General features: G+C 71.9%; 16 protein-coding genes. 9 read left to right on the top strand and 7 right to left on the bottom strand.

Translation table 11 applies throughout. From position 1 onward, the window contains the following. The first annotated feature begins 136 nt into the window (after positions 1–136). Positions 137–775 (top strand): M15 family metallopeptidase, encoded by a 639-nt coding sequence (locus GT755_RS15975; RefSeq protein ID WP_161480484.1) that lies wholly within the window; start codon positions 137–139, stop codon positions 773–775. Here GT755_RS15975 and GT755_RS15970 read toward each other — a convergent pair. From GT755_RS15970 to GT755_RS15955, 4 genes are read right to left on the bottom strand one after another with little or no spacing between them, the layout of a single operon-like run. Beyond that, on the bottom strand, positions 754–2,604 hold the full coding sequence (locus tag GT755_RS15970) for a N,N-dimethylformamidase beta subunit family domain-containing protein (protein WP_161480483.1): 1,851 nt from the start codon (positions 2,602–2,604) through the stop codon (positions 754–756). The two genes, GT755_RS15975 and GT755_RS15970, sit on opposite strands and share 22 nt — an antisense overlap. After that, positions 2,601–3,872, bottom strand: a complete 1,272-nt coding sequence (locus tag GT755_RS15965; protein WP_161480482.1) for a condensation domain-containing protein — start codon at positions 3,870–3,872, stop codon at positions 2,601–2,603. Before GT755_RS15965 ends, GT755_RS15970 begins: the two co-directional genes overlap by 4 nt. Then, on the bottom strand, positions 3,869–4,111 hold the full coding sequence (locus GT755_RS15960; RefSeq protein ID WP_161480481.1) for an acyl carrier protein: 243 nt from the start codon (positions 4,109–4,111) through the stop codon (positions 3,869–3,871). The genes GT755_RS15965 and GT755_RS15960 overlap by 4 nt, the downstream gene beginning before the upstream one ends. Continuing rightward, the gene (locus GT755_RS15955) at positions 4,071–9,125 is read right to left on the bottom strand and encodes a non-ribosomal peptide synthetase/MFS transporter (RefSeq protein ID WP_161480480.1); all 5,055 of its coding nucleotides are present in this window, start codon (positions 9,123–9,125) and stop codon (positions 4,071–4,073) included. Before GT755_RS15955 ends, GT755_RS15960 begins: the two co-directional genes overlap by 41 nt. Positions 9,126–9,406: 281 nt before the next feature. On the opposite strand from GT755_RS15955, the gene GT755_RS15950 reads away from it, so the two are divergent. From GT755_RS15950 to GT755_RS15930, 5 genes are read left to right on the top strand one after another with little or no spacing between them, the layout of a single operon-like run. Continuing rightward, positions 9,407–10,783, top strand: a complete 1,377-nt coding sequence (locus GT755_RS15950) for a class I adenylate-forming enzyme family protein (RefSeq protein ID WP_161480479.1) — start codon at positions 9,407–9,409, stop codon at positions 10,781–10,783. Continuing rightward, positions 10,780–12,195 carry a condensation domain-containing protein gene (locus tag GT755_RS15945; protein ID WP_161480478.1) on the top strand — a complete coding sequence of 472 codons (1,416 nt, stop codon included), beginning with the start codon at positions 10,780–10,782 and terminating at the stop codon, positions 12,193–12,195. The genes GT755_RS15950 and GT755_RS15945 overlap by 4 nt, the downstream gene beginning before the upstream one ends. Then, the gene (locus tag GT755_RS15940) at positions 12,192–13,064 is read left to right on the top strand and encodes a thiamine pyrophosphate-dependent dehydrogenase E1 component subunit alpha (protein ID WP_161480477.1); all 873 of its coding nucleotides are present in this window, start codon (positions 12,192–12,194) and stop codon (positions 13,062–13,064) included. Before GT755_RS15945 ends, GT755_RS15940 begins: the two co-directional genes overlap by 4 nt. Then, positions 13,061–14,038 carry an alpha-ketoacid dehydrogenase subunit beta gene (locus GT755_RS15935; protein WP_161480476.1) on the top strand — a complete coding sequence of 326 codons (978 nt, stop codon included), beginning with the start codon at positions 13,061–13,063 and terminating at the stop codon, positions 14,036–14,038. The genes GT755_RS15940 and GT755_RS15935 overlap by 4 nt, the downstream gene beginning before the upstream one ends. Beyond that, positions 14,035–15,114, top strand: a complete 1,080-nt coding sequence (locus GT755_RS15930; RefSeq protein WP_161480475.1) for a 2-oxo acid dehydrogenase subunit E2 — start codon at positions 14,035–14,037, stop codon at positions 15,112–15,114. Before GT755_RS15935 ends, GT755_RS15930 begins: the two co-directional genes overlap by 4 nt. Here the strand turns inward: GT755_RS15930 and GT755_RS15925 are convergent. From GT755_RS15925 to GT755_RS15915, 3 genes are all read right to left on the bottom strand, one after another. Next, on the bottom strand, positions 15,104–15,532 hold the full coding sequence (locus GT755_RS15925) for a VOC family protein (RefSeq protein ID WP_161480474.1): 429 nt from the start codon (positions 15,530–15,532) through the stop codon (positions 15,104–15,106). The two genes, GT755_RS15930 and GT755_RS15925, sit on opposite strands and share 11 nt — an antisense overlap. 357 nt (positions 15,533–15,889) lie before the next feature. Next, positions 15,890–16,816 carry an oxidoreductase gene (locus GT755_RS15920; protein ID WP_161480473.1) on the bottom strand — a complete coding sequence of 309 codons (927 nt, stop codon included), beginning with the start codon at positions 16,814–16,816 and terminating at the stop codon, positions 15,890–15,892. Positions 16,817–16,863: 47 nt separating this feature from the next. Next, the gene (locus GT755_RS15915) at positions 16,864–21,510 is read right to left on the bottom strand and encodes an ATP-dependent helicase (RefSeq protein WP_161480472.1); all 4,647 of its coding nucleotides are present in this window, start codon (positions 21,508–21,510) and stop codon (positions 16,864–16,866) included. A 90-nt stretch (positions 21,511–21,600) separates the two neighbouring features. Here GT755_RS15915 and GT755_RS15910 point away from each other — a divergent pair, with 90 nt between their 5' ends. From GT755_RS15910 to GT755_RS15900, 3 genes are read left to right on the top strand one after another with little or no spacing between them, the layout of a single operon-like run. After that, positions 21,601–22,098, top strand: a complete 498-nt coding sequence (locus tag GT755_RS15910) for a VOC family protein (protein WP_235966699.1) — start codon at positions 21,601–21,603, stop codon at positions 22,096–22,098. 31 nt (positions 22,099–22,129) lie between these two features. Further along, entirely contained in the window at positions 22,130–22,324 is a 195-nt protein-coding gene (locus GT755_RS15905) for a DUF3046 domain-containing protein (RefSeq protein WP_030450812.1), read from the top strand. An 11-nt stretch (positions 22,325–22,335) separates the two neighbouring features. After that, positions 22,336–22,617: a hypothetical protein gene (locus GT755_RS15900; RefSeq protein WP_161480471.1), complete on the top strand. Its 282-nt coding sequence runs from the start codon at positions 22,336–22,338 to the stop codon at positions 22,615–22,617. The last annotated feature ends 33 nt before the right edge of the window (positions 22,618–22,650 follow it).

Here is a 22,650-nt window from a genome sequence, read left to right as displayed (position 1 = left end):
ATCCTTTTAACAGCACCACGCGTCCGCAAAGCGAGAAACGGAGATCTGATGCGCCAACCTGTCAGGTCAGGGCACGCTCAGGCCCACACCACCCTCCCGTTCCGGTCCCCTCATCGCCTGAGGCGTGGAGATCATGATGGGTGACGTCATTCTGATCTCCGACCCCCGGGTGACCTCCATACCGGTGATCGATTGCCTTGAGCCGCTCGTCGACGTGCGCGCTTTCCTGCGTGTCGACCCGCGCTTGGCCGACCCGGCGGGTGCGTTCGCGCACCTGCGGGAGGGGGTCGCCGAGCGGCTGCGGCGGGTGGTGCTGCCGCTGGGCGTGCACCTCATGGTCGTCGAGGGCTACCGGCCGGTGTCGCTGCAGCGGAAGTGGTTCGAGGAGTATCGGGAGACGTTGCGCACGACGTTTCCGGACATGTCGAGTGATGAGCTGCACGTGGCGGCGAGCCGGTTCGTCTCGCCCGTCGAGGTCGCGCCCCACACGGCCGGGGCCGCCGTCGACCTGACCCTGTGCGACGACGACGGCGTCGAACTCGACATGGGGACCGAGGTGAACGCGACGCCGGAGCAGAGCGACGGGGCCTGCTACACGGCGTCCACCGACATCTCCGCCGAGGCCGTGCAGAACCGGAAGGTGCTGGCGACGGCGCTGGAGGCGGTCGGGCTGGTCAACTATCCGACCGAGTGGTGGCACTGGTCCTACGGCGACCGTTACTGGGCGATGACGCGGGGGCGGGAGGCGGCGGTCTACGGTCCGGTCGAGCTCTGACCTGCGGCCCGCGGGGTCGCCCGCCAGCGCAGCGGTTCTCCCGGGGTGGTGGCGACCAGGCGGCCCGCGTGGGCGGTGAACGTCGTCGTGCCCTCCGGGAGGTCGCCCGCCGGGTGCCAGTCATCCGTCGTGTCCGGGCGGCGGGTGACCAGGTCTCCCGTGCTCGTCAGGGCGTAGAGGCGGCCGTTCATGCCGCTCATCGCCACCGCGTCGCACGCGCCCCGGTCGAGCCACTCCTCGCCCGTGAAGGGCATCGCCCACAGGCGGCCTTCCGCGGTCGCGACCCAGAACGTGCAGTCGGCGATGGCCAGGGCCACGGTGCCCTCCGGGCAGCGGGCCTCGTCGGTCCAGGGGGCCGGGACCTCCACGGCCGCGCGGGAGCGCAGGACGCCGTCGGCGGTCACGCCGTAGAGGAGGACGCCTCGGGTGCCCGCCGCCTCGCGCGGGGTGTCGAGGCACGTCACGTCGCCGGCCCAGCCGATGGGGCGCCACGGGAGGTTCTGGGCGCACAGTTCGCGGCTCATCAGCGCGCCGTCGGAGGTCACGCCGTAGAGGACGCGGGCGTCGGCGGCCAGGGCGCGGATGTCGGACGGCTCGCCGATCACGTCCCAGCCGTCATATACGGAACTGAGGCGGGTCATCACGTTGCGGGTGATGCGGTCGACGACCGGGTCGTGGAGGGTGTTGCCCCAGTTCACCGTGGCGGCGTTGAAGACGGTGCCGCGGCCCGAGGTGAACACGCCCATGGTCGCCCAGCCGCCCTGGCCGCCGCTGCGCCAGTGGCGCAGGTCGGCCGTGGCGAGGACGGTGAACGACGACGGAGTGCCGTCGCGTGAGGTCACCCTCGGGACGCCGCCCACCTCGACGAACTCGGCCGCGTCGGTCTCGTAGCCCAGCGCGCCCTGGGCGAACTTGTCGCCCTCGGTCAGGCCGGTGCCCTCGAAGACCCAGTGGCCGGCGAAACGCGTGACGTACGACTCCTCGTTCATCAGCGGCATCGACGGGCCCCAGGTGCCCGCGCCCGCGCGGAACGACACGCCCGTCAAGCTGTTCTCCGGGCGGCCGACGGCCGACCACTCGGCGGTGACCAGCGACGGGTCGTCGACCGGGTCGGTGAAGGGGTCGCGGTGGCAGACCAGGGTGCGGCCCTCCAGGCGGGCCTGCCACCAGGCGGTGTTCCCGGCGAAGATCGCCATGTTGCCGCCGCGCCGGACGAACTCCTCGCAGGCGTCGCGCATCTCGCGGGTCCAGTATTCGTCGTGGCCGTTGACCACGAGCAGGCGGTAGCCGTCGAGCAGGTCCGGCGACAGGTCGAGGCCGTCGCAGAAGTCGGCCTCGAAGCCCGCCGGGCGCAGCCAGCGCAGGAAGCCGTCCTCCCAGCGTTCGGGGGAGGGGCCGCCGCCCGGGCGGTCGAAGGTGACCTCCGTCGCGCGCGACGGGTCCTCCGTCCAGTAGAGGCCCTCACCCGGGACCCCGGCGCGGTTGTAGGCCTGCCAGGTGCCGAACGGGATGGACACCAGGATGTCCTTCTTCGGTCCGGACGGGGTCACGACGAAGTAGACCTCGTCGTCGCCGGAGACGTTGACGCCGGGCAGCTCACCCGTCGCCCTCGGCACCTCCGACGACGGCGCGTCGGTGAAGTGGGCGCGGTAGAGCGAGCTCGGCCAGTCGCCGGGGATGTCGAGGGTCCACACCGGGCCGGTGGCGCGGGTCGTCAGCACGTGGGCGCCCGTGGTGGCGTCGTGGACGTGCACGCCGCTGTCGCCGTCGAGCCGGAAGGTGAGCGGGCGGCCCTGGGGGCACGAGGTCGCCTCGGCGTAGGCGATCACCGCAGCGCCGCTTCGACCAGCATCGTCTCCAGCCCGTGCAGGAACCGCTCCATGTCGGGCTTCGACAACCAGCGGGTGTCGGCGGTCACCGACACGTCCATGGTCCCGCTCAGGTGGACGCAGAACCGGCAGTTGAGCTGGTCCTGCGACATCGGCCAGCTCAGCGTGCTCTCGCCGAGCGCCCGGCGGATCAGCGCCTCGTCGCGGTAGACGGGGTTGTCGGCGAAGCGCATGTCGTTGAAGCAGCACCACGGATGCACGACCGTGCCCCGGTCGGCCGCCACCCTTTCCAACGCCGCCGACCGGTCGGCGGGGTCGTGGTAGGCGCTCCGGTACGCCCGCAGCGCCGCCGGACCCGCCAGGCTCAGCAGCTCGTCGAACCGCACCTTCTCCACGTCCAGGACGAACAGCCCCTCCTGCGACATCGTGGTCACCGCCGTCCGGGTGTCGGCCCGGAACCGGTTGCCCACGATCGGGAGCATCGCCACCGTCTCGTGCCCCGTCATCTCCGACACCAGCGCCGTCACCGCCGTCAGCAGGACCGTCGAGGTGCTCGTGCCGTGCCGGACCGCGATGCGCTGGGCGGCCAGGTCGACGGCGGGGGAGCGCAGCGACGCCCGCCAGACGGGCGGCGACTCCCCGGCGCCCGACGGCACGTGGAACATCGTAGGCGGGATGCGCCGGTGCGCGTCCTCCCAGTAGGCCGCCGCGTCGGCCGCGACCCGGCGGCCGGCCGCCGACCCCTGCCAGCGGGCGATGTCCATGGGCTGCGGCGGCCGCGAGGCGGGCGCGCCGCCGCGCAGGAGCAGCAGGCGCAGGTCGCGGATGGCCTGCTCGGCGCCCAGGCCGTCGGCGGCCAGGTGGCAGAACACCAGCACCAGATGGGTGACCTCGCCCGTTTCCGACAGCACCAGCCCGGCCCGCAGCGGCCACTCGTCCGCGTAGTCGAACGGGGTCGCCGCCAGCTCGGCCAGCAGGGCCTGGGGGTCGTCGCCGGTCCGGACGCTCAGCTCCCCGCTCGCCCGCAGCGACTGGCCGCCGTCGGCGACGAGGGTGCGCAGCGACTCGTGCCGCTCGACCAGGCGGCCCAGCGCCCACAACGCCGACGACACCGACGCCGGGCGCGCGCCGAGCGGCAGCACCCGGCCGAAGTTGAAGTAGTGGTCGTCCGGCCGGGTGCGCTCGATCGCCTCCCAGATCGCGCGCTGACCCCACGTGAACGACGCGGCCCCCGTACGTCCGCCCGAGAAGGCGGCCCGCTCCGTCATGCCGCCGACCGGGCGGCCTCGACCCACGAGGCCAGCCCGTCGACGCTGTCGAGGAACGTCACGTCGCCGCTCAGGTCGACCTCGACGCCGTATTCGCGCTCGATGGCGTCGATGAGCCGCATCTGCGCCAGCGAGGTCACGCCGAGATAGGCCAGCGGCACGGTCGCCGCCAGCACGTCGGCCGGGGTGAGCTCGCCGTCACACGACTCCGACACCAGTTCGGCCAGTCTTTCCTTCATTCCGCACCTTCCGTTCCAGTCCGACCAGGTCGTCGGGGGTGGCGTCGGGGACCGCGTCGTCGAACCGGGCCAGTCGCCGCGTGAGGAGCGCCCCGATCACGACCAGCAGGATGAATCCGGCGAAGACGGCGTACATCAGGGAGACGTCGCCGAGGAGTTCGGTGCCCACGGGAGCGATGATCCCGACGCCGATCGGGATGGTCGACCAGGCGACCATCTGGTTGAGCGCGAACACCCGGCCGTGGAACCGCTGCGGGACCTTGACCTGGATGATCGTGTTGTAGACGCCGTTGACCAGGGCCAGGCCGAAGCTGACGCCGAACGCGCCGACGCCGACGACGACCAGGTCGTCGCGGAGCGCCACGACGCCGCACGACACGGCGATGACCGACGTGAGGAGCAGCATGCCGCGCATCCGGCGCTTGGACGGGCCGCCCCACAGGCCCATCGTGAGGCCGCCCGCGACGGCGCCGGACCCGGCCACCAGCGCGATCACACCCGCCTCCTGGACGGTGCCGAACTCCAGCACCAGCGGCGAGTACATCATGAAGACCGGCGACAGGCCGAGCGACAGGAACGCGAAGAAGACGACCATCGCCCGGAAGTAGGGGTTGCCGAAGGAGATCTTGAACCCTTCGGCGATCTCCCGGCCGACCGTCTCGCGGCGGCGCAGCGCCAGCGCGGCCGGGAAGGCCACCAGGGCCAGCACGACGATGGTGAGGACGTGGCCGACGACGTCCAGGACGAGGATGCCGTGCAGGCCCCAGACCGCCATCAGGCCGACGGCCGCGAGCGGCGCGACGAACTGGGCCATGCCGAGCGCCGTCTGGGCGATGCCGTTGGCGTGGCCGAGGTAGCGCTTGGGGACCAGCTGCGGCACGGCCGCCGTGAAGGCCAGCCGTTGTGTGGTCAGCGCGACCGACAGCAGCGGGAGCAGGACGTAGAGGGTCCAGACGTGCAGGTCGCCGGTCCACACGAGGACGCCCGTCACGGTCTGCACGGCAAGGGCCGCCGCGTTCCCGCCGATCATCACGGCGCGTTTGGACGACCGGTCGACCAGCGCCCCGGCCAGCGGCGCGGCGAGCACCCCGGGGATGACGGCCAGGACCTGGAGGAGGGCGAGCTGGGTCATCGACTGGTGCTGCAGGTAGACCCAGAGGGGCAGTGCGAACTCGGTCAGCGTCGACCCGGCCAGGCAGACCATCTGCCCGAACGCGACCAGCAGGAACCGCCGGACCGAGGGCGCCGGCCCGGCCGGGCCTGGTGCGGGCGGCCCGGCCGGATCGGCAGGAGGGTGCGAGACGAGGTCAGGGTCGCTCGCACCCACGATCTGGGCGAGTTCGTCCGCGCGGTACTTGAGGAAGTAGTGGCCCGCCTCGTCGATCACGACCAGCCGGGTCCGCTCCGCGATGAAGCCCCACTCCGCGTAGCGCTCCTCGTAGTAGTCCGTCGCGGGGTCGTACTCGCCGACGACGGAGACGATCGGCGCCTTCAGCCTGGGGGCGCCGCTCTCCATCAGGGTGGTGAAGTAGTCCTCGGCGGCGCGCGCGTCGTGGCGCATGTTCCCGATGACGAACGCCTTCTGGGCGTCGTCCAGGTCAGACAGGTCGGCGCCGAGCGCGGTGAGCCAGTTGAGCTGGCCCTTGTCGCTGCGGAACCGCTCCAGCCGCGCCAGCCGGGCCCAGCGCCCGAGCAGGCCCTTGGTGGGCCGGGCGAACGGGAAGATCCCGCCCAGGTAGACGGTGTCGACCGTGCGTCCGGCCGCTTCGAGGCGGCGGGCGATCTCGACGGTGAGGGCGCCGCCGACGCCGCAGTGGCCGTAGAGGGTGACGGGGGCCTCCATGCGCAGGATCTCCTCGACGCAGCGGCGGGCCACCTCTTCGAGGGGCTGCGACTCCTCGGCCAGGCCCAGGTCGTGGCCGGGGACGGCGACCGACCAGAGCTCCCATTCCGGCGGCAGGGCGTCGGCGAGCGGCTGGTAGACGACCGCGCTGCCGCCGCCGTAGGGGACGCAGACCAGGGCCTTGGTGCCCTGCCCGGTCAGCCGGTAGAGGAGCGGCCTCGGGCCGGACGCCGATCGGGCGACGGCGGCGAGGGCGCGGACCGTCGGGTGCTGGAACAGGTCCATCAGCGCGATCGGCGACGAGCCCTCGGGGAGGGTCCGGCGCAGCTTGGACACGACCCGGGTCGCGAGCAGCGAGTGGCCGCCGAGGTCGAAGAAGTCGTCGAGCACGCCCACCTGCCGCAGGCCCAGCACCTCGCACCAGGCGGCGGCGACGGCCTCCTCCCACGCGTCGGCCGGTGGCTCGAACGGGACGTCCTCCGACCGGGTGTCCTCGGGGGCGGGGAGGGCCGCGCGGTCGACCTTGCCGTGGCCCTTCAGCGGGAGCTCGTCGAGGAACACCCAGCGGGTCGGGACCATGTACTCCGGCAGCCGTCCGGCCAGCGCCGTGCGCAGGTCGGCGATGGCGGGCCGGGGGTCGGCGACGACGTAGCCGACCAGTTCGCCGTCGCGGGCGTCGGTGACGGCGTGGGAGACGCCGGGCAGCAGGCGCAGCGCCTCGTCGATCTCCCCGAGCTCCACGCGGTAACCCCGGATCTTGACCTGGAGGTCGCGGCGGCCCAGGAACTCCAGGTCTCCGGTCGGGAGCCAGCGGGCGAGGTCGCCCGACCGGTAGAGGCGGCCGTACAGGGGGTGGTCGACGAACTTCTCCGCGGTCAGGTCGGGGCGGCCCAGGTACTCGCGGGCCAGCCGGCCGCCGATGCACAGTTCACCCGGCACGCCGACCGGCACCGGCGACAAGTGCCGGTCCAGGACGTACAGCGACGAATGACCCAGGGGCCTCCCGATCGGGGTGATCGGGCCCGTCGGCGTCACGTCGGGGCAGACGCGGTAGGTGGAGACGCCGACGATGGCCTCGGTCGGGCCGTAGTGGTTGACGACGGGCACCCGGGTGGCGAGGTCGCGGGCGAACTCCCAGCTCGACCCCTCGCCGCCGAAGATGAGCAGCTTGCGCGGCAGGAGGGCGGCGACGTCGTCGGTGTCGGCGGCGAGGGCGCCCAGGTGGGAGGGGGTGAGCTTGACGTAGTCGATGCCGCGCATGTGCTCGGCGAGCTCGGGGCCGGAGATGCGCGCGGGCAGCAGGTGCAGGGTGCCGCCGGTGTTGAGGCACAGGTAGAGGATCGTGATGCCGAAGTCGAAGGCGAGCGACTGGAGCAGGGCGTACTGCGACTCGTCCTCGACCGCGAAGCGCCGCCGGGCGTCGGCGAGGTAGCGGAGGATCTCCCGGTTCTGGACCGCGACGCCCTTCGGCCGCCCCGTCGAGCCGGAGGTGTAGATGACGTAGGCGAGGTCGTCGCCGTTGCCGAGCGGCTCGACGTCGTCGGCCTCGGCGTCGCCGATCTCGGTGAGCACGACCGCCGCGCCGGAGTCCTCGATCATGAACGCGCGGCGTTCGCCGGGGTACTCGGGGTCGATCGGCACGTAGGCCCCGCCCGCCTTCAGCACCGCGAGCAGCGCGACGGCCAGGTCGATCGACTGCTCCATGCAGACCGCGACCCGCACACCGGGGCCGACGCCCCGCTCGCGCAGCGCCCGCGCGGTGCCGGCGACCCGCCGGTGCAGTTTCCGGTACGTGATCGCCTCGTCCCCGTGCCGGATCGCCACCCTGTCGGGCGACCGGGTGGAGACGACCTCGGCGAGGGTCTCCTGCGCGGGCGCGACCCGTTCTCCGGGCGTGGTCGACCAGCTCGTGAGAAGCTCCCGCTCGGAGTCCGAGACGAGGCCGAGGCGGGAGACCGGCCGCTCCGGGTCGGCGACGATCGAGCGCAGCAGCGTCTCGAAGTTGGCCGCGAAGCGTTCGACCGTCTCGTGGTGGAACAGGTCGGCCGAGTAGACGAAGAAGGCGTCGAGGCCGTCGCCGGTCGGGGTGATCTCCAGCGACAGGTCGAACTTCGCCTGGTGGAAGTCGGGGTCGACCGGTTCGGCGACCAGTCCGTCGAGGTGGAGGCGGGTGCCGGCCTCGCTGCGCAGGCTGAACTGGGTCTGGAAGACGGGCGTCCGGCTCAGGTCGCGGGCCACGCCGAGGTCCTGCACCACCCGGTCGAACGGCGTCTCGGCGTGGGTGAACGCGTCGATCGCGGTCCGGCGGGTGCGCCTGAGCAGTTCCCGGAAGGTCGGATCTCCGCTCAGGTCGGCGCGCAGCACGACCGTGTTGAGGAAGAACCCGATGAGCTTCTCGACGTCCTCGTCGGGCCGGGCCGCGACGGGGGTGCCGACCGCGAAGTCGACGGCGGCCGTGTAGCGGTGGAGCTGGGTCTGGAAGGCCGCCATGAGCAGCATGAACAGGGTGACGCGCTCCTTGCGGGCGAGCGCGTTCACCTGGTCGGTGAGCTCCCGGGGCAACCGCCGGGTGACGACCGCGCCCTTCGCGGTGCGGACCCTCGGGCGGGGCAGGTCGGCGGGCAGGTCGAGCACCGGCACCCGGTCGAGCCGGTCGCGCCAATAGGAGGTGTCGACCGGCTGTTCGCGCTGCCTGCGGGCGTGCTCGCCGTACTGCATGGGCAGGTCGGGCAGGTCGCCGCCGGCGTAGAGGGTGGCGATCTCCTCGTACAGGAGCCCGAGGGACCAGCCGTCGCCGGCGATGTGGTGCAGCACGATGACGAGCGTCTGGTCGTCGGTCAGAAAGGCCCTGACGACCGGCCCGTTCGCGAGGTCGAACGGCCGGTTGGTGAGGTCGGCCAGCGGCACGCCGGAGACGCGTTCGAGGGGGAGCGTACGGTCCTCGACCAGCGCGACCGGGTTGCCGTCGACGGCCGGATAGCGGGTCCGCAGCACCTCGTGCCGCCGCATGACCGTGTCAAGTGCCCGCTGCAGCGCGGCCACGTCGAGATCCCCGACGAGCCGTTCGGTCACACAGATGTTGTACGACGCGTCGTCGGGGTTGAGCTCGTGCAGGAACCAGAGCCGTTCCTGTCCGAGCGAGAGCGGATTGGCCGGTGTGACGGCGAGCATCTTCCCTCAAGTGATCGGACGAATGCAGCACAAAGAGGCCAAACGCCTCAGCCGGGGAAGCTAACTGGAAAGGTTCTTTGCAATTAGCGGACGGCGCCAGTCTGGCATGCCCCGGGCCCGCTCACAAGCTCTAAACGTGCCCAACCCATTGGCTTGTGGGGGCCGGGGACCACTTGTGACGAGCGCCGGGAGCGTGCCACACTGGCGACTGGGCTAACTGGAAAGAATCTTTTCAGTAACGCAGTGCTCGGGCAGTATTCATCCGATCTTTGGGGAGTCCAATGACGCTCTCGGATCTGCTGGCGGCCCGCGCCGCCGCCGAGCCTGACGGCGTCGCGATGATCGTCCACGGCGTGGGGGAACTGACCTACGCCGACTGGCACTCCCGCGCCGACGGTCTGGCGAACTGGCTGATCACCGAAGGTGTGCGTCCTGGAGAGCCGGTGGGGCTGGTGTTCCCCCACGCCGGGTGGCTCGACTACGCGGTGGCATTCATGGGCGTGCTGCGGGCGGGGGCCGTCGCGGTGCCGATCTCCGACCGGACCCCGGAGGGAGAGATCCGACATCTTGCGGAACGGGCTGGAATCAGCCGGATTCTGCGCGATGTAACTTTCATGGACCGATCGGTTTCCCCGCTCCCGAAGGTGTCTCCGGCCGACCCCGCCCAGATCCTCTTCACCTCCGGCACCACCGGCGTGGCCAAGGGCGTCACCGCCACCCACGCCAACCTGGCCTTCGGCCTCCACCGCGACCCGCGCCGCCGGGCCTTCCGGCACTCGAAGCACCTCGCGCACGCCTTCCCCATCGGCACCAACGCGGGCCAGATGATGCTGGTGAACGCCATCGCGGCGCACCCCGCCGTCGTCACGACGGCCGCCTTCACCCCCCGGCGGTTCGCCTCGCTCATCGCGAAATACCAGGCCGGGGCGGTCTTCCTGGTGCCCGCCATGGCCATCGAGCTGCTGGCGGCCGGGGTCGAGCCCCTCGACAGCGTGCTGCTGCTCGGGTCGGCCGCCGCGCCGCTGCCCTCGGCCGTGGCGGTGAAGCTGGCCGGCCTCTTCCCGGCCGCGATGATCACGAACTACTACACCTCCACCGAGGCCGCCCCCGCCCAGACGATCATGGTTTTCGACCCCGAACGCCCCGGATCGGTGGGCCGGGCGGCGGCCGGAGGCTCCGTCCGGATCACCACGCCCGAGGGCGCCGTGACCGCCCCCGGAGAGGTCGGCGAGGTGTGGATGCGCTCGCCCGCCGCGCCCCGCGCCTACCTCGGCGAGACCGTGTCCGACACCTTCCGGGACGGCTGGGTGCGCATGGGCGACCTCGGCTACCTCGACGAGGAGGGCTACCTGTACCTGGTCGACCGGACCGGCGACGTCGTCAAGTCGGGCGCCCACAAGGTCTCCACCCTGAAGGTCGAGGAGGCGCTGCACGCCCATCCGCTGGTCACCGAGGCCGCCGCCTACGGGGTGCCCCACCCGGTGCTCGGGACGGTGGTGGCGGCGGCTCTGGTCGTACGGGAGGAGATCCCCCTCGCGGACCTGCGGGCGTTCCTGATCGACCGGCTCGCCCCGCACGAGCTGCCGGCCAAGGTCACCACGATGGACGCGCTGCCGCGCAACCGGGGCGGCAAGGTCGACAAGAAGGCGCTGTCATGACCGAGGCGTCGTTCGCGCAGACCGGGATGTGGATCACCGAGCGCATGGGACGGGCCCGGACCGCCTACCACATGCCGCTGGTCGTCGACTTCGAGGGAGAGCTCGACGTGTGCGCGCTGCACGCGGCCTGTGAGGCGGTGATCCGGCGGCACGCGGTGTTGTCGAGCGCGGTCGCCGAGGTCGACGGGCTGCCCGTGATGGTGCCCGGGGGACGTCCGCCGATCCGGCTGACCACCGCCGACGACCTGCACGAGCTCGTCCGGGAGGAGACCCTCCGGCCCTTCGACGTCGAGAACGGGCCGCTCGCCCGGTTCACGCTGGCCAAGCTAAGCCCTGACCGGCACGTCCTGGTGTTCGTCGCGCACCACCTCGTGTTCGACGGCGAGTCGAAGGACATCCTGGTCAGGGACCTGGCCGACTTCTACAACGGGGAGTCGCGGCCCCGGCTCGGGACGTCGTACGCGAGCTTCGCCGACGGGGAACGGGAGCGGGTCCGCGACGACCTCGACGAGGCCAGGGCCTACTGGTCGGCGCGGCCTCCCGGAGAGCCCACCCCGCTGCCCGGCCTCACCTCGGCCGGACGCGGGGCCGCCGAAGGGGCGGTGCGCACCTTCCGCGCCCGGATGCTCGACGTGCCGGGCGTCTCGCGCTTCGAGCTGTTCCTGGCCTCCGTCCACACGCTGCTGCACCGCTACGGCGATCCGGCCCCGACCGTCGCCGTCGACCTGTCCACCCGTGTGCCGGAGGTGCGCGACAACGTCGGCCTGTTCGTCAACGAGCTGCCCGTCACCGCCACACCCGCAGGGACCGTCGCCGACGTCGCCCGGACCCTCCACCGCGACCTGCGCGAGATGTACCGCTTCCGGCACGTCCCCTACGCCCGCGCCGTCAGGGGCGTGCGCCCGCGCACCGCCCTCGCCCAGGTCTCGGTCAGCTACCGCAAACGCCGCCCCGACCCCGTCTTCACCGGCGTGAAGACCACCGTCGACTGGGCGGTCTTCAACCATTCCGTACGCAGCGTCCTGCACCTCCAGGCCGTCGACCACCCCGACGGCCTCTACGTGATCATGCAATACGGCGCCGGCTCCGGCACGGAGTCGGACGTCGCCCGGATAGCGGAGGACCTTCTCACCATCATGAACAACCCCGAAAGCCCTGTGGACGGCACCTCACAGGCCGCCGACCTCGACGACGCCGTCCGCGAGATCTGGCAGGAAGTGCTGGGCATCGACGAGATCGGCGACGACGAGGACCTGTTCGATCTCGGCGGGCACTCCCTGACCATCACCCAGATCATCGCCCGCATGCGCAAGCGCCTCGGTGTCGAGGTCCCCCTGGACGTCTTCTTCGACACCCCGACCATCGCGGGCGTCGTCCAGGCCGTCCGCGAGGCGGAACCGGCCGTCAGGTGACCACCGACCTCGACCGGCTCCTGCTCATCCGCCACTTCGAGCACGCCCTGCTGGACCTGTTCGCGAAGGGCGAGCTGAACGGCACCACGCACACCTGCCTGGGGCAGGAGATCGTCCCCGTGGCGCTGGCGCCGCTGCTGGGGCCCGATGACCGCGTCTTCAGCAACCATCGCGGCCACGGCCACTACCTGGCCCGCTTCGACGACCCGGCCGGCCTGCTGGCGGAGATCATGGGCCGCGAGGGCGCGGTCTGCGACGGCGTCGGCGGCAGCCAGCACATACTGCGCGAGGGCTACCTGTCGACGGGCGTCCAGGGCGAGAGCCTGCCGGTGGCCGTCGGCGCGGCCCTGCACCTGCGCGGTTCGGGCGCGCTGGCGTGCGCCTACATCGGCGACGGCACGTGGGGCGAAGGCGCGGTCTACGAGTCCCTGAACCTGGCCGCGTTGTGGGGGCTCCCGCTGCTGGTCGTGGTCGAGCACAACGGCATCGCCCAGACCACGCCGACCGAGCTGGCCATGTCGGGCACGATCGCGGCCCGCTGCGCGGCCTTCGGGGTCGCGCACACGGCCCTGCCCGCCGACGACGTCTCCGAGATCCGGACCGTGCTGACCCCTCTGGTCTCCGCGGTGCGGACCGGCTCCCCGCTGGTGGTGGAGTTCGCCGTCAACCGGCTGGGCCCGCACAGCAAGGGCGACGACACCCGGTCGGGCGTCTCCGAACTCCGTGACTGGTATCGCGAGATGTCGGACGTGGCCGGGTTCGCGGAGGCGGACGCCCGCGCCCGCGACCTGGTCGGATCGGTCGTCCGTGAGGTCAAGGCACGCCCCCTGTCGACGTGGGGCCGGCACGCCGTGGGGCGGGACGCATGAGAGTCGTGGAGAACCTCAACCAGGCGCTGCACGAGGTGCTCGCCGCGAACCCGAGGGCCTTCCTCCTGGGCGAGGACGTCCTGGACCCCTACGGCGGCGCCTTCAAAGTCACCCGCGGCCTGTCGACGAGCTTCCCGTCGCAGGTCATCACCACCCCGATCAGCGAGTCGGCCATCACCGGCGTCGGGGCGGGCCTGGCGTTGTGCGGCGACACCGCGATCGTCGAGATCATGTTCAGCGACTTCGTCACGCTGGCGTTCGACCAGATCGTGAACTTCGCCGCCAAGTCCGTCTCCATGTACGGCACCCGCGTGCCGATGCGCCTCATCGTCCGCCTGCCCACCGGCGGCGGCCGCGGCTACGGCCCCACCCACAGCCAGAGCCTGCAGAAACACTTCATCGGAGTGCCCGGCCTCGACGTCTACGAGATGTCGCCCCTGCACGACAACCGCGACGTCCTCGCCCGCATGATCGCCGCCGAGCGCCCCTGCGTCTTCTTCGAGGACAAGGTCCTCTACACCAAGCGCATGCACGAGGTGGACGACCTCTTCACCTGGGACCTCACCGACGGCCTGGCCCGCGTCCACGTCGACACGCCGCCCGACTGCGTGATCATCGCCCCCGGCGGCGTCACCCACCGCGCCCTCGCGGCCATGCGCCGCCTCCTGCTGGAACAGGAGATCGTCTGCACCCTGCTCGTGCCCTCCCGCCTCCACCCCCTGGACGCCGCCCCGCTGGTGGCCGTGGCACGGGAGGCGAAGTCGGTGGTGGTCGCCGAGGAGAGCACCGCCGGGGGCACGTGGGGCGCCGAGGTCGCCCACGTGCTGCACCGGGAGTTGTGGGGCGTGCTGCGCAACCCCGTCGCGCTGGCCCACTCGGCCGACAGCATCATCCCGACGGCGGGCCACCTGGAACGTGCCGTCCTGCTGACCGAAACCACCATCCACGACACGGTCCTGGAGTCCCTCAAGTGAAGGTCCCCAAGCTCAACAACAACGACGACACGTACGTCCTGGTCGAATGGCTGGTGGAGACAGGCACCGAGGTCAAGGAGGGCGACCCGGTGGCCGTCCTGGAGACCTCCAAGTCGGCCGAGGAGGTGACGGCCGACGCGACGGGAGTGCTGCGGCAGGAGGTCGCCCTGATGGCCGACTGCGCCCCGGGTGACCTGCTGGCGACCATCGGCGCGTCCGTCCCCATCCCAGCGCCGATCGATTCCTCCGTCACACCGGAGAGCCACTCCGGCCCGGTGATCACCGCGCCCGCTCGCGCGGCCATGGACGAACTCGGCGTGACCGAGGAGCAGGTCGCCACCCTGGGCGTCAACGTCGTCCGGCGGGCCGACGTGGAGCGGCTGGCGGCGGAGACCTCCACCCCCACCGCCCCGCTGTCGAAGGTCCAGCAGGCCGTCGGCCGGGCGGTCACCCTCTCGCACGCCACGATCCCCGCCGCCTACGCGGTCCTCGACATGCCCCTCGACGAGGAACTCGCCGCCACCCGCCGGCTGACCAAACAGGTCCGCCGCCCCGTCGGCCTGGCCGAACTGTTCGTCATGGCCGTGGCCAGACTGCACACCGAGTTCCCGCTGTTCTTCGCCACCCTCGGCGACGACCGCACCAAGGCGGTGCTCTCGGAGACCGCCAACGTCGGCGTGACCTTCGACACCGGTGAGGGCCTGTACGTCCCGGTCGTGCACGACGCCGGTTCCAAGTCGCTGCAGCAGGTCGCGACCAGGCTGATGGAGTATCGCGTGGCCGCGATGAAGGGCGACTTCAGCGCCGCCGACCTGGCCGACGCGAACATCGCCGTCACCCTCCACCACGACGGCGGCATCACGCTGGCCATCCCGTTCATCTTCCCCGGGACCGCGTGCGCACTGGCCGTCACCGCTCCCCAGGAGGTGCTCCACCTGGACGGCGGCGAGGTTCGATCCCGGCAGGTGGCGCACATCGGCCTGGCCTACGACCACCGCCTGATCAACGGCCGCGACGCCGCGCTCTTCCTGAAGGCCATCCAGCGGGAGACGAAGGCGCTGGCCGCTACGGAGTGACGGTCTGCCCGCCCCACTCCTCGGGAGCGACGTCGTCGAGCGTCTCGGAGAAGGTCCACCGGTGACCGGCGAGATCCTCGGCGGCGTACTGCCGTTCGCCGTACTCGAAATCGGCGGGCTCCATGAGGATGCGCGCACCGAAGGCCCGGGCGTGCTCACAGTGCGCCCGGGCGTCTTCTACACGGACGGTTACCGAATGGGTGACCTCGCCCTGGCGTGGGGGCCTTCGCTCTCCGTGCACGTCACCGATGATCAGCGCCCCGTCGCCGTGACGCAGCTGAGAACGGTGACCGTCACCGATCCGCACCCGCTCCTCGAAACCGAACGCCCCGGAGAGCCAGGCGACGGCTTCCCGGACGTCGGGATAGATCAGGACGGGGATGACCGTGGCCGATGGAATGGAGCGATTGGCTTTCACCCATGGCAGTCAATCGGGGGTGTGTGCCCAGGTCAAGGGCTGTGTGCTGCGATGGGACGAACCGGCGGTGACGGGAAGGCCGGCCTTCATACCGTGACGCCGCCTCACAGGCCTGTCATCTGTTGCGAGCCTCGCGACGGCGCGAACGGGCGGTATCGCACGCCTGTCATATGCTCCGAGTTTCGCGGGGGAGTGAACGGGCGCAGGCGAGTAGCGCCCAGTTACCTTCGCGAAGTTGCAGCGGGAGCGCGTCAGGGTCGCGACGGCGCGAACGGGTTGCCCCGCTCATCCCGCGAAGCTCTATCAGCGGCCCGGTCATTGCTCCGAGTCTCGCGACAACCCGAGTGGGTTGCCCGCTCACCCCGCGAAGCTGTATCGCACCCCCGTCATCTGCTCCGACTCGTCCCACAATCGCCGGGCGGCCGCCTCGTCGTGTGACGCCGCGCTGCTGGAGACCAGCTTCGGGTAGCCGCGCATCTCGCCCGGCCCGTCGGGCCCGACGTATCCCGCGCGCGGCACCCCCGGCGCCGTGGCCGCGTAGAGCTGCGGCAGCACGCCCATCTCGGCCCGTTGCGCCAGCACCGCGTTCGCCGCCCGATGGACGAGCACCTGGACGCGGCTCCCCGTCATCCGCGCCCCGGCCTCCTGCAACCCGGTCGCCGAATAGCCCGGATGCGCGGCCAGCGACAACAGGGGAGTGGCCGCCGCCCGCCGCTGGAGTTCATAGACGAACAGCAGGTTCGCCAGCTTCGACTGCGCGTAGGCCCCGTACGGCGAGTAGCGCCGGCTTCCCTGCAGGTCGTCGAAGTCGATCCGCCCGCGCCGGTGCATGTTGGAACTCACCGTCACCACCCGGGGAGCGGGGCGCAGCAGCAGGGACGGCAGCAGCAACCCGGTGAGCGCGAAATGCCCCAGGTGGTTGGTCGCGAACTGCATCTCGTAGCCGTCGACCGACAACCGCCGGGGCGGTGCCATGACGCCGGCGTTGTTCATCAGGATGTCGAGCCCGTTGGGGAACACCTCGGGCATGCGCCCGGCGAAGTCGCGCACGGACGACAGATCGGACAGGTCCAGCCGCGACACCACGGCCTCGGCCTTGGGGAAGGAGGACCGCACCCGCGCCGCGGCCGCCTCGCCCCTGGTCACGTCGCGCACCGCGAAGACGACCTTCGCGCCTCGCCGGGCCAGCTCACCCGCCGCGAGGAGCCCGAGGCCGTTGCCGGCGCCGGTCACGATCGCGCCCTTGCCCGACAGATCGGCGATGTCCGCAGCCGTCCATGCCATTACGTCTCCTCGCCTCGGCTCGCGTCATTCCTCACCATAGGCCGCGATCACCCCCTTATCCGCAGGCCTCGCGGGGTGGGATGGAAACCCGCCGCCTCCAGCGCCGCCGCGAGGGGCGAGTCGTTGATCGCCGTGCCGTCGGCCCGCTCGACCGTGAGCCGCCCCAGGGCTCCTTCGCGGACGGCCCCCGCCAACGCCCCCACCGCCACGGTCAGATGGTCGTCCTCCCCGAACGACAGCAGCGTCTTCCCGCCCCGCTCGACGTAGAGCACCAGCTTCCCCGCCACGGTCACCACGAGCGCCCCGGCCTTCCGGCCCGGACGGTGCCCGGCGTCGCCGCCCCGGTCGGGCCACGGCAGCGCCGCCCCGAACGGGTTGGCCGGATCGGCCGCCGCCATCACCGTCGCCTTGGGCGTCTCGCGCTCGGCCGCCTGGGGACGCCAGGCCGTCCACGGGTCGACGTAGTCACCCTCGGCCGGCGCCGGAGCCGCCACCTCCACGTCCTTCCGGTCGGAGGCCCGCAGCCGGTCGACGGCCCCCGGCAGCGCGAACTGCGCCCCGCCCAGCCCTTCGACGAAGTAGCCCCGGCGGCACCGCCCGCTCTCCTCGAACGCCCGCAGCACCTGGTAGACGGCGGCGAACCCGCCCGGCAGCCGCTCGGCGGTCACCCCGCCGCGTGTCACCACGCCGTGGCGTTCGAGCAGCATCTCGGCCTGCGCCTGGGCCCGCGGCGTCACCTCGGACGACGGTTCCGGCAGCAGCCACCACCGCCCCCCGACGGTCGGCGGCCCCGACCGCGTCGGCAGCACGGCCCGGCGACGCCGCGACGGCGACGCCGGACGATGCGCCGGCTTCCCCGTCCCGAGCGTGGCCCGCAGCGGCGCGAGCGTGTCGCCGGTCACCCGGCCCGACCAGACCAGGTCCCACAACGCCGCCGCCAGCGTGGCGTCGTCGGGCATGCCGTCGTGCACCACCCGGTTCGACAGGTCGCGGAAGAACAACGCCCCGCCGCCCGCGAGCACGTCGAGCACGGCCTCGTGGACCGGCGTCATGGTGATCTCGGCCGGCTCGGGCATCAGCAGCGGGGCGGTGTCGGCGAAGTAGAGGGAGACCCACCCGTCGCCCCCGGGCAGCGCCCCCTGTCCCACCCAGAGCAGCTCGCCCGACGAGGTCAGCTCGTCGAGCAGCGACGGCGAGTATCCGGGCACCCGCCCCGGCAGCACGAGCGTCTCCAGGGCCGACGCGGGAACCGCCGCCCCCTGCAGCCGCTCGACGGCGGCGACCAGCGAATCCATCGCGCGGTGCGAGGCGGCCGAGCTTGGGGAACCCGACCGGGCCCACGGGTCGGGGGCGTCGGAGCGGCCTCTGGACCGCGTGATCCGCCCGTCGCCGGAAGCGCCGCCCGGCGGCTCGTAGGCCGTGATCCCGTGCCATCGGGGCAGGAACGTCGCCAGCGCCTCGGGCGGCACCGGCTCGACCTCCTTGCGCAACCGGGCCAGCGAGCGTCGCCGCAGCAGCCGCAGCACCCCGGCGTCGCACCACTCCTCACCCCGCCCGCCGGGCCGGAACTCACCCGACACCACCCGGCCGGACGCCCCCAGCCGGGCCAGCGCGTCGGCCACCACGGCGATCCCCACCCCGAACCGCGCCGCGGCCGTCGAGGCCGGGAACGGCCCGCGCGTGCGGGCGTGCCGCGACAGCAGGTCGCCCAGCGGGTCGGGCCGGGCGGACGTCTCGGGCGCGTCGAGGAACTCCAACGGCACCCCCACCGGCAGCGGCGCCCCCAGCGCGTCGCGCAGCCGCCAGGCGTCTTCGATCGCGGCCCACTGCGTCACCCCCGCGACCCGCACCTGGATCGCCCGCCGCGACCGCTCCAGCTCGGCCAGCCAACCGGGATCGCCGTCGCGGATGGCGACGTCCTCTGCGAGCAGCGGCCCGTGGGACCGGAGCAGGTCGGCCAGGTCTTCGGCGTCGCGCAGCGGCCGGTCGAGCCGGGCCAGCTCGCGCTCGGTCTCGACGATCACGTCGGGGTCGAGGAGCTCCCGCAGGTCGGCCTGCCCGAGCAGCTCGGCCAGGAGCGAGGTGTCGAGCGCGAGCGCCTGAGCCCGGCGCTCGGCCAGCGGCGCGTCGCCCTCGTACATGAACTCGCCGATGTAGTTGAACAACAACGACGCCGCGAACGGCGAGGCCTGCCGGGTCTCCACCTCGACCACCCGGATCCGCCGCGCCGAGATGTCGCGCATCAGCTGGACCAGGCCGGGCACGTCGAAGACGTCCTGCAGGCACTCGCGCATGGTCTCCAGCACGACCGGGAACCCGGCGTACTTCGCGGCCACGCCCAGCAGGGAGGCCGACCGCTGCCGCTGCTGCCACAGGGGGCTGCGCCGCCCGGGGGTGCGGCGCGGCAGCAGCAGCGACCGCCCGGCGCACTCGCGGAACCGGGCCGCGAACAGGGCCGACCCGCCGAGCTCCTCGGTGACGATCTGCTCGATCTCCTCGGGGTCGAACGCCGCGACGTCGCTCGGCGCCTCGTCGAGGGTGTCGGGGACCCGGAGGATGATCCCGTCGTCGGAGTGGACGGCCTGGACGTCGATGCCGTAGCGCTCCCGCAACCGCCGCCCGATGGCCAGCGCCCACGGCGCGTGCACCCGCGCGCCGAACGGGGAGTGGATCACCACCCGCCAGTCGCCCAGTTCGTCGTGGAAACGTTCGACCAGCAGCGTGCGGTCGTCGGGCACATATCCCGTCGCCTCCCGCTGCTCGGCGAGATAGCCGATGAGGTTCCCGGTCGCGAACTCGTCGAGCCCGGCCTCGCGGACGCGCTCGGCGGCGGCCGGACCGGCCCCGGCCAGCTCACGGACGAAGGCGCCGATCGCCCGGCCCAGCTCGGCCGGACGCCCCTGCGGGTCGCCCTTCCAGAACGGCAGTTTCCCCGGCAGGCCGGGAGCGGGGGAGACCAGCACCCGGTCGGCCGTGATGTCCTCGATCCGCCAGGAGGTGGCGCCCAGGACGAAGACGTCGCCGACGCGCGATTCGTACACCATCTCCTCGTCGAGCTCCCCGACCCGGGACGCCTTCTCCCCGACGAGGAACACGCCGAACAGGCCCCGGTCGGGGATCGTGCCGCCGTTGGTGACGGCGAGCCGCTGGGCCCCGGGACGGCCGCGCAGCGTGCCGGTCACCCGGTCCCACACCAGGCGGGGACGCAGCTCGGCGAACTCCTCGCTCGGGTAGCGCCCGGCCAGCATGTCGAGCGTGGCCTCCAGGGCCGAGCGCGGCAGCGTGGCATAGGGCGCGGCCCGGCGGACCACGGTCTCCAGCTCGTCGACGGTCCACTCGTCGAGGGCGGTCATCGCGACGATCTGCTGCGCCAGCACGTCGAGCGCGTTGCGCGGATAGCGCATCTCCTCGATCCGGCCGCTCTTCATCCGCTCGGCCACCACGGCCGTCTGCACGAGGTCGCCCCGGTACTTCGGGAAGATCACCCCACGCGAGACGGCCCCCACCTGGTGGCCCGCCCGCCCGACCCGCTGCAGCCCGCTGGCCACGCTGGGCGGCGCCTCCACGCACGCGACCAGGTCGACCGATCCCATGTCGATGCCCAGCTCCAGGCTGGAGGTCGCCACGACGGCCGGCAGCCGCCCCGACTTCAGCGCCTCCTCGATCTGCGACCGCTCCTCCTTCGACACCGACCCGTGGTGGGCCCGCACGACCTCGGGGATCGCCCCCTTGGACGCCCCCGCCTGCGCCATCAGTTCGGCCGGCACCCCCGAGGGCATCGATTCGGAGGTGCTCCTCTCATATGCGAGCTCGTTGAGACGGCTGCACAGACGCTCCGACAGCCGCCGCGAGTTGGCGAAGACGATCGTCGACCGGTGGGCCTCGATCAGGTCGAGAAGGTGCTCCTCCACATGGGGCCAGATGCTGCGCCGGTTGGGCTCGCCGTCATCGCGCGAGGCGATCTCGGCCATGTCTTCGACCGGGACGACCACGTCGATCTCGATCTGCTTCTCGGACGGCGGCTGCACCACCTTCGCCGGCCGCGCGCCCCCGAGGAAGGCCGCCACCTCGGAGACCGGCCGCACCGTCGCCGACAACCCGATCCGCTGCGCGGGCCTGGGCAGCAGGGCGTCGAGACGTTCGAGGCTGAGCGCCAGATGGGCCCCCCGCTTGGTGCCCGCCACCGCGTGGACCTCGTCGACGATCACCGTCTCGACCCCGCGCAGCGCCTCCCGCGCCTGCGAGGTGAGCAGCAGGAACAGCGACTCGGGCGTGGTGATCAGGATGTCGGACGGCTTGGACGCGAACCGCCGCCGGTCTTCGGCCGGGGTGTCGCCCGACCGGATCGCCACCGAGATCTCCGGCACGGTCACCCCTGTGCGCCGCGCCGTCTGCCGCACCCCGGTCAGCGGCGCCCGCAGGTTGCGTTCGACGTCGACCGCCAGCGCCTTCAGCGGTGACACGTAGATCACCCGGCATTTGCGCTCGGGATCCTCCCGGGTCGCCAGCTGGTCGATCGACCACAGGAAGGCAGCCAGCGTCTTGCCCGAGCCGGTCGGCGCCACCACCAGCGTGTTGTCGCCGTCGGCGATGGAGTTCCAGGCCCCTTCCTGGGCGGCGGTCGGCTCGGCGAAGGCGCCGGTGAACCACTCGCGCGTCACCGCTCCGAACCTGCTCAGCGCGCCTTTCACCATGTCCGGCCACCTCCTCCGCACATCATGCCTCCGGCGACCGACAGTTCTCGCCGCGGCCGATGTGATTGAGCTGCGGGTAAAGGGACAATCATGAGAACCATGGACATCGACTACGAGGCCATCGAAGCAACCCGCGCCTCTATAAAAGAACGTCATCTCAACGAGCGCCGCCCCCCGAGCAGTGCGCGCGGCCTCCACCACTTCGCCCTGCTGTCGTCGGATGTCGAACGCACGATCGAATTCTATCAGGGGCTTCTGGAGTTCCCGCTCACCGAGATCTTCGAGAACCGCGACTACAAGGGCTCCAACCACTTCTTCTTCGACATCGGCAACGGCAACCTGCTGGCCTTCTTCGACTTCCCCGGCCTCGACCTCGGCCCCTACAAGGAGGTCCTCGGCGGCCTCCACCACATCGCCATCTCCGTCGACCCCGTCGCGTGGGAGCGGCTGCGCGGCAAGCTGGAGGCCGCCGGAGTGCCGTACATCATGGAGAGCGGCGCCTCCATTTACTTCTCCGACCCCGACGGCGCCCGCCTGGAGCTGCTCGCCGACCCCCTCGGCGAGATGTACGGCTCCCGCGTGCTCTGACCACCCGCCCGCCACGGCCATACTGGGGGCCATGCGACTCACGGAATTCTGGAACCGCATGTCCCGCCACTTCGGCGAGACGTACGCCGAGTCCTGGGCGAAGGACTACGTGATCGCAGGACTCGGCGGCCGGACGGTCGAGCAGGCCCTGGCCGACGGGTTCGCGGCGAAACAGGTCTGGCAGGCGGTCTGCCAGGTCGTCGACGTCGACCCCCGCCTCCGCTGACCAGGAGAGACATGCCCGCACGAACCCCCCTCACGTCCGACGAGAAGCTCCGCGCCGAGGCCAACTTCGTGCCTCTGGTCGCCGAGCACCTGACAACCAGCGGCCGCTTCAGAGTGAGCGCCGACACCCCCGAACTGGTGGAGATGTTCCAGAACGTCGCCCATTCGGTCGGCGAACTGCTGGGGCGGCCCGTGGTCAGCTACGCCAACGGCCGATACATGGTGATCACGTTCGCGGAGCCGACGGAGCCGACGGAGCTGACGAGCGCGGTCGCTCGGCCTCTCGACCGGTGAGCCGGTAAGACGCCCTGCCGCCTGCCGAGACTT

The sequence above is a fragment of the Herbidospora solisilvae genome, assembly GCF_009901565.1.
Classification (GTDB): Bacteria; Actinomycetota; Actinomycetes; order Streptosporangiales; family Streptosporangiaceae; genus Herbidospora; species Herbidospora solisilvae.
Note: the sequence above shows the minus strand (reverse complement) of the source record. Positions and strands in the feature narration are given on the sequence as shown.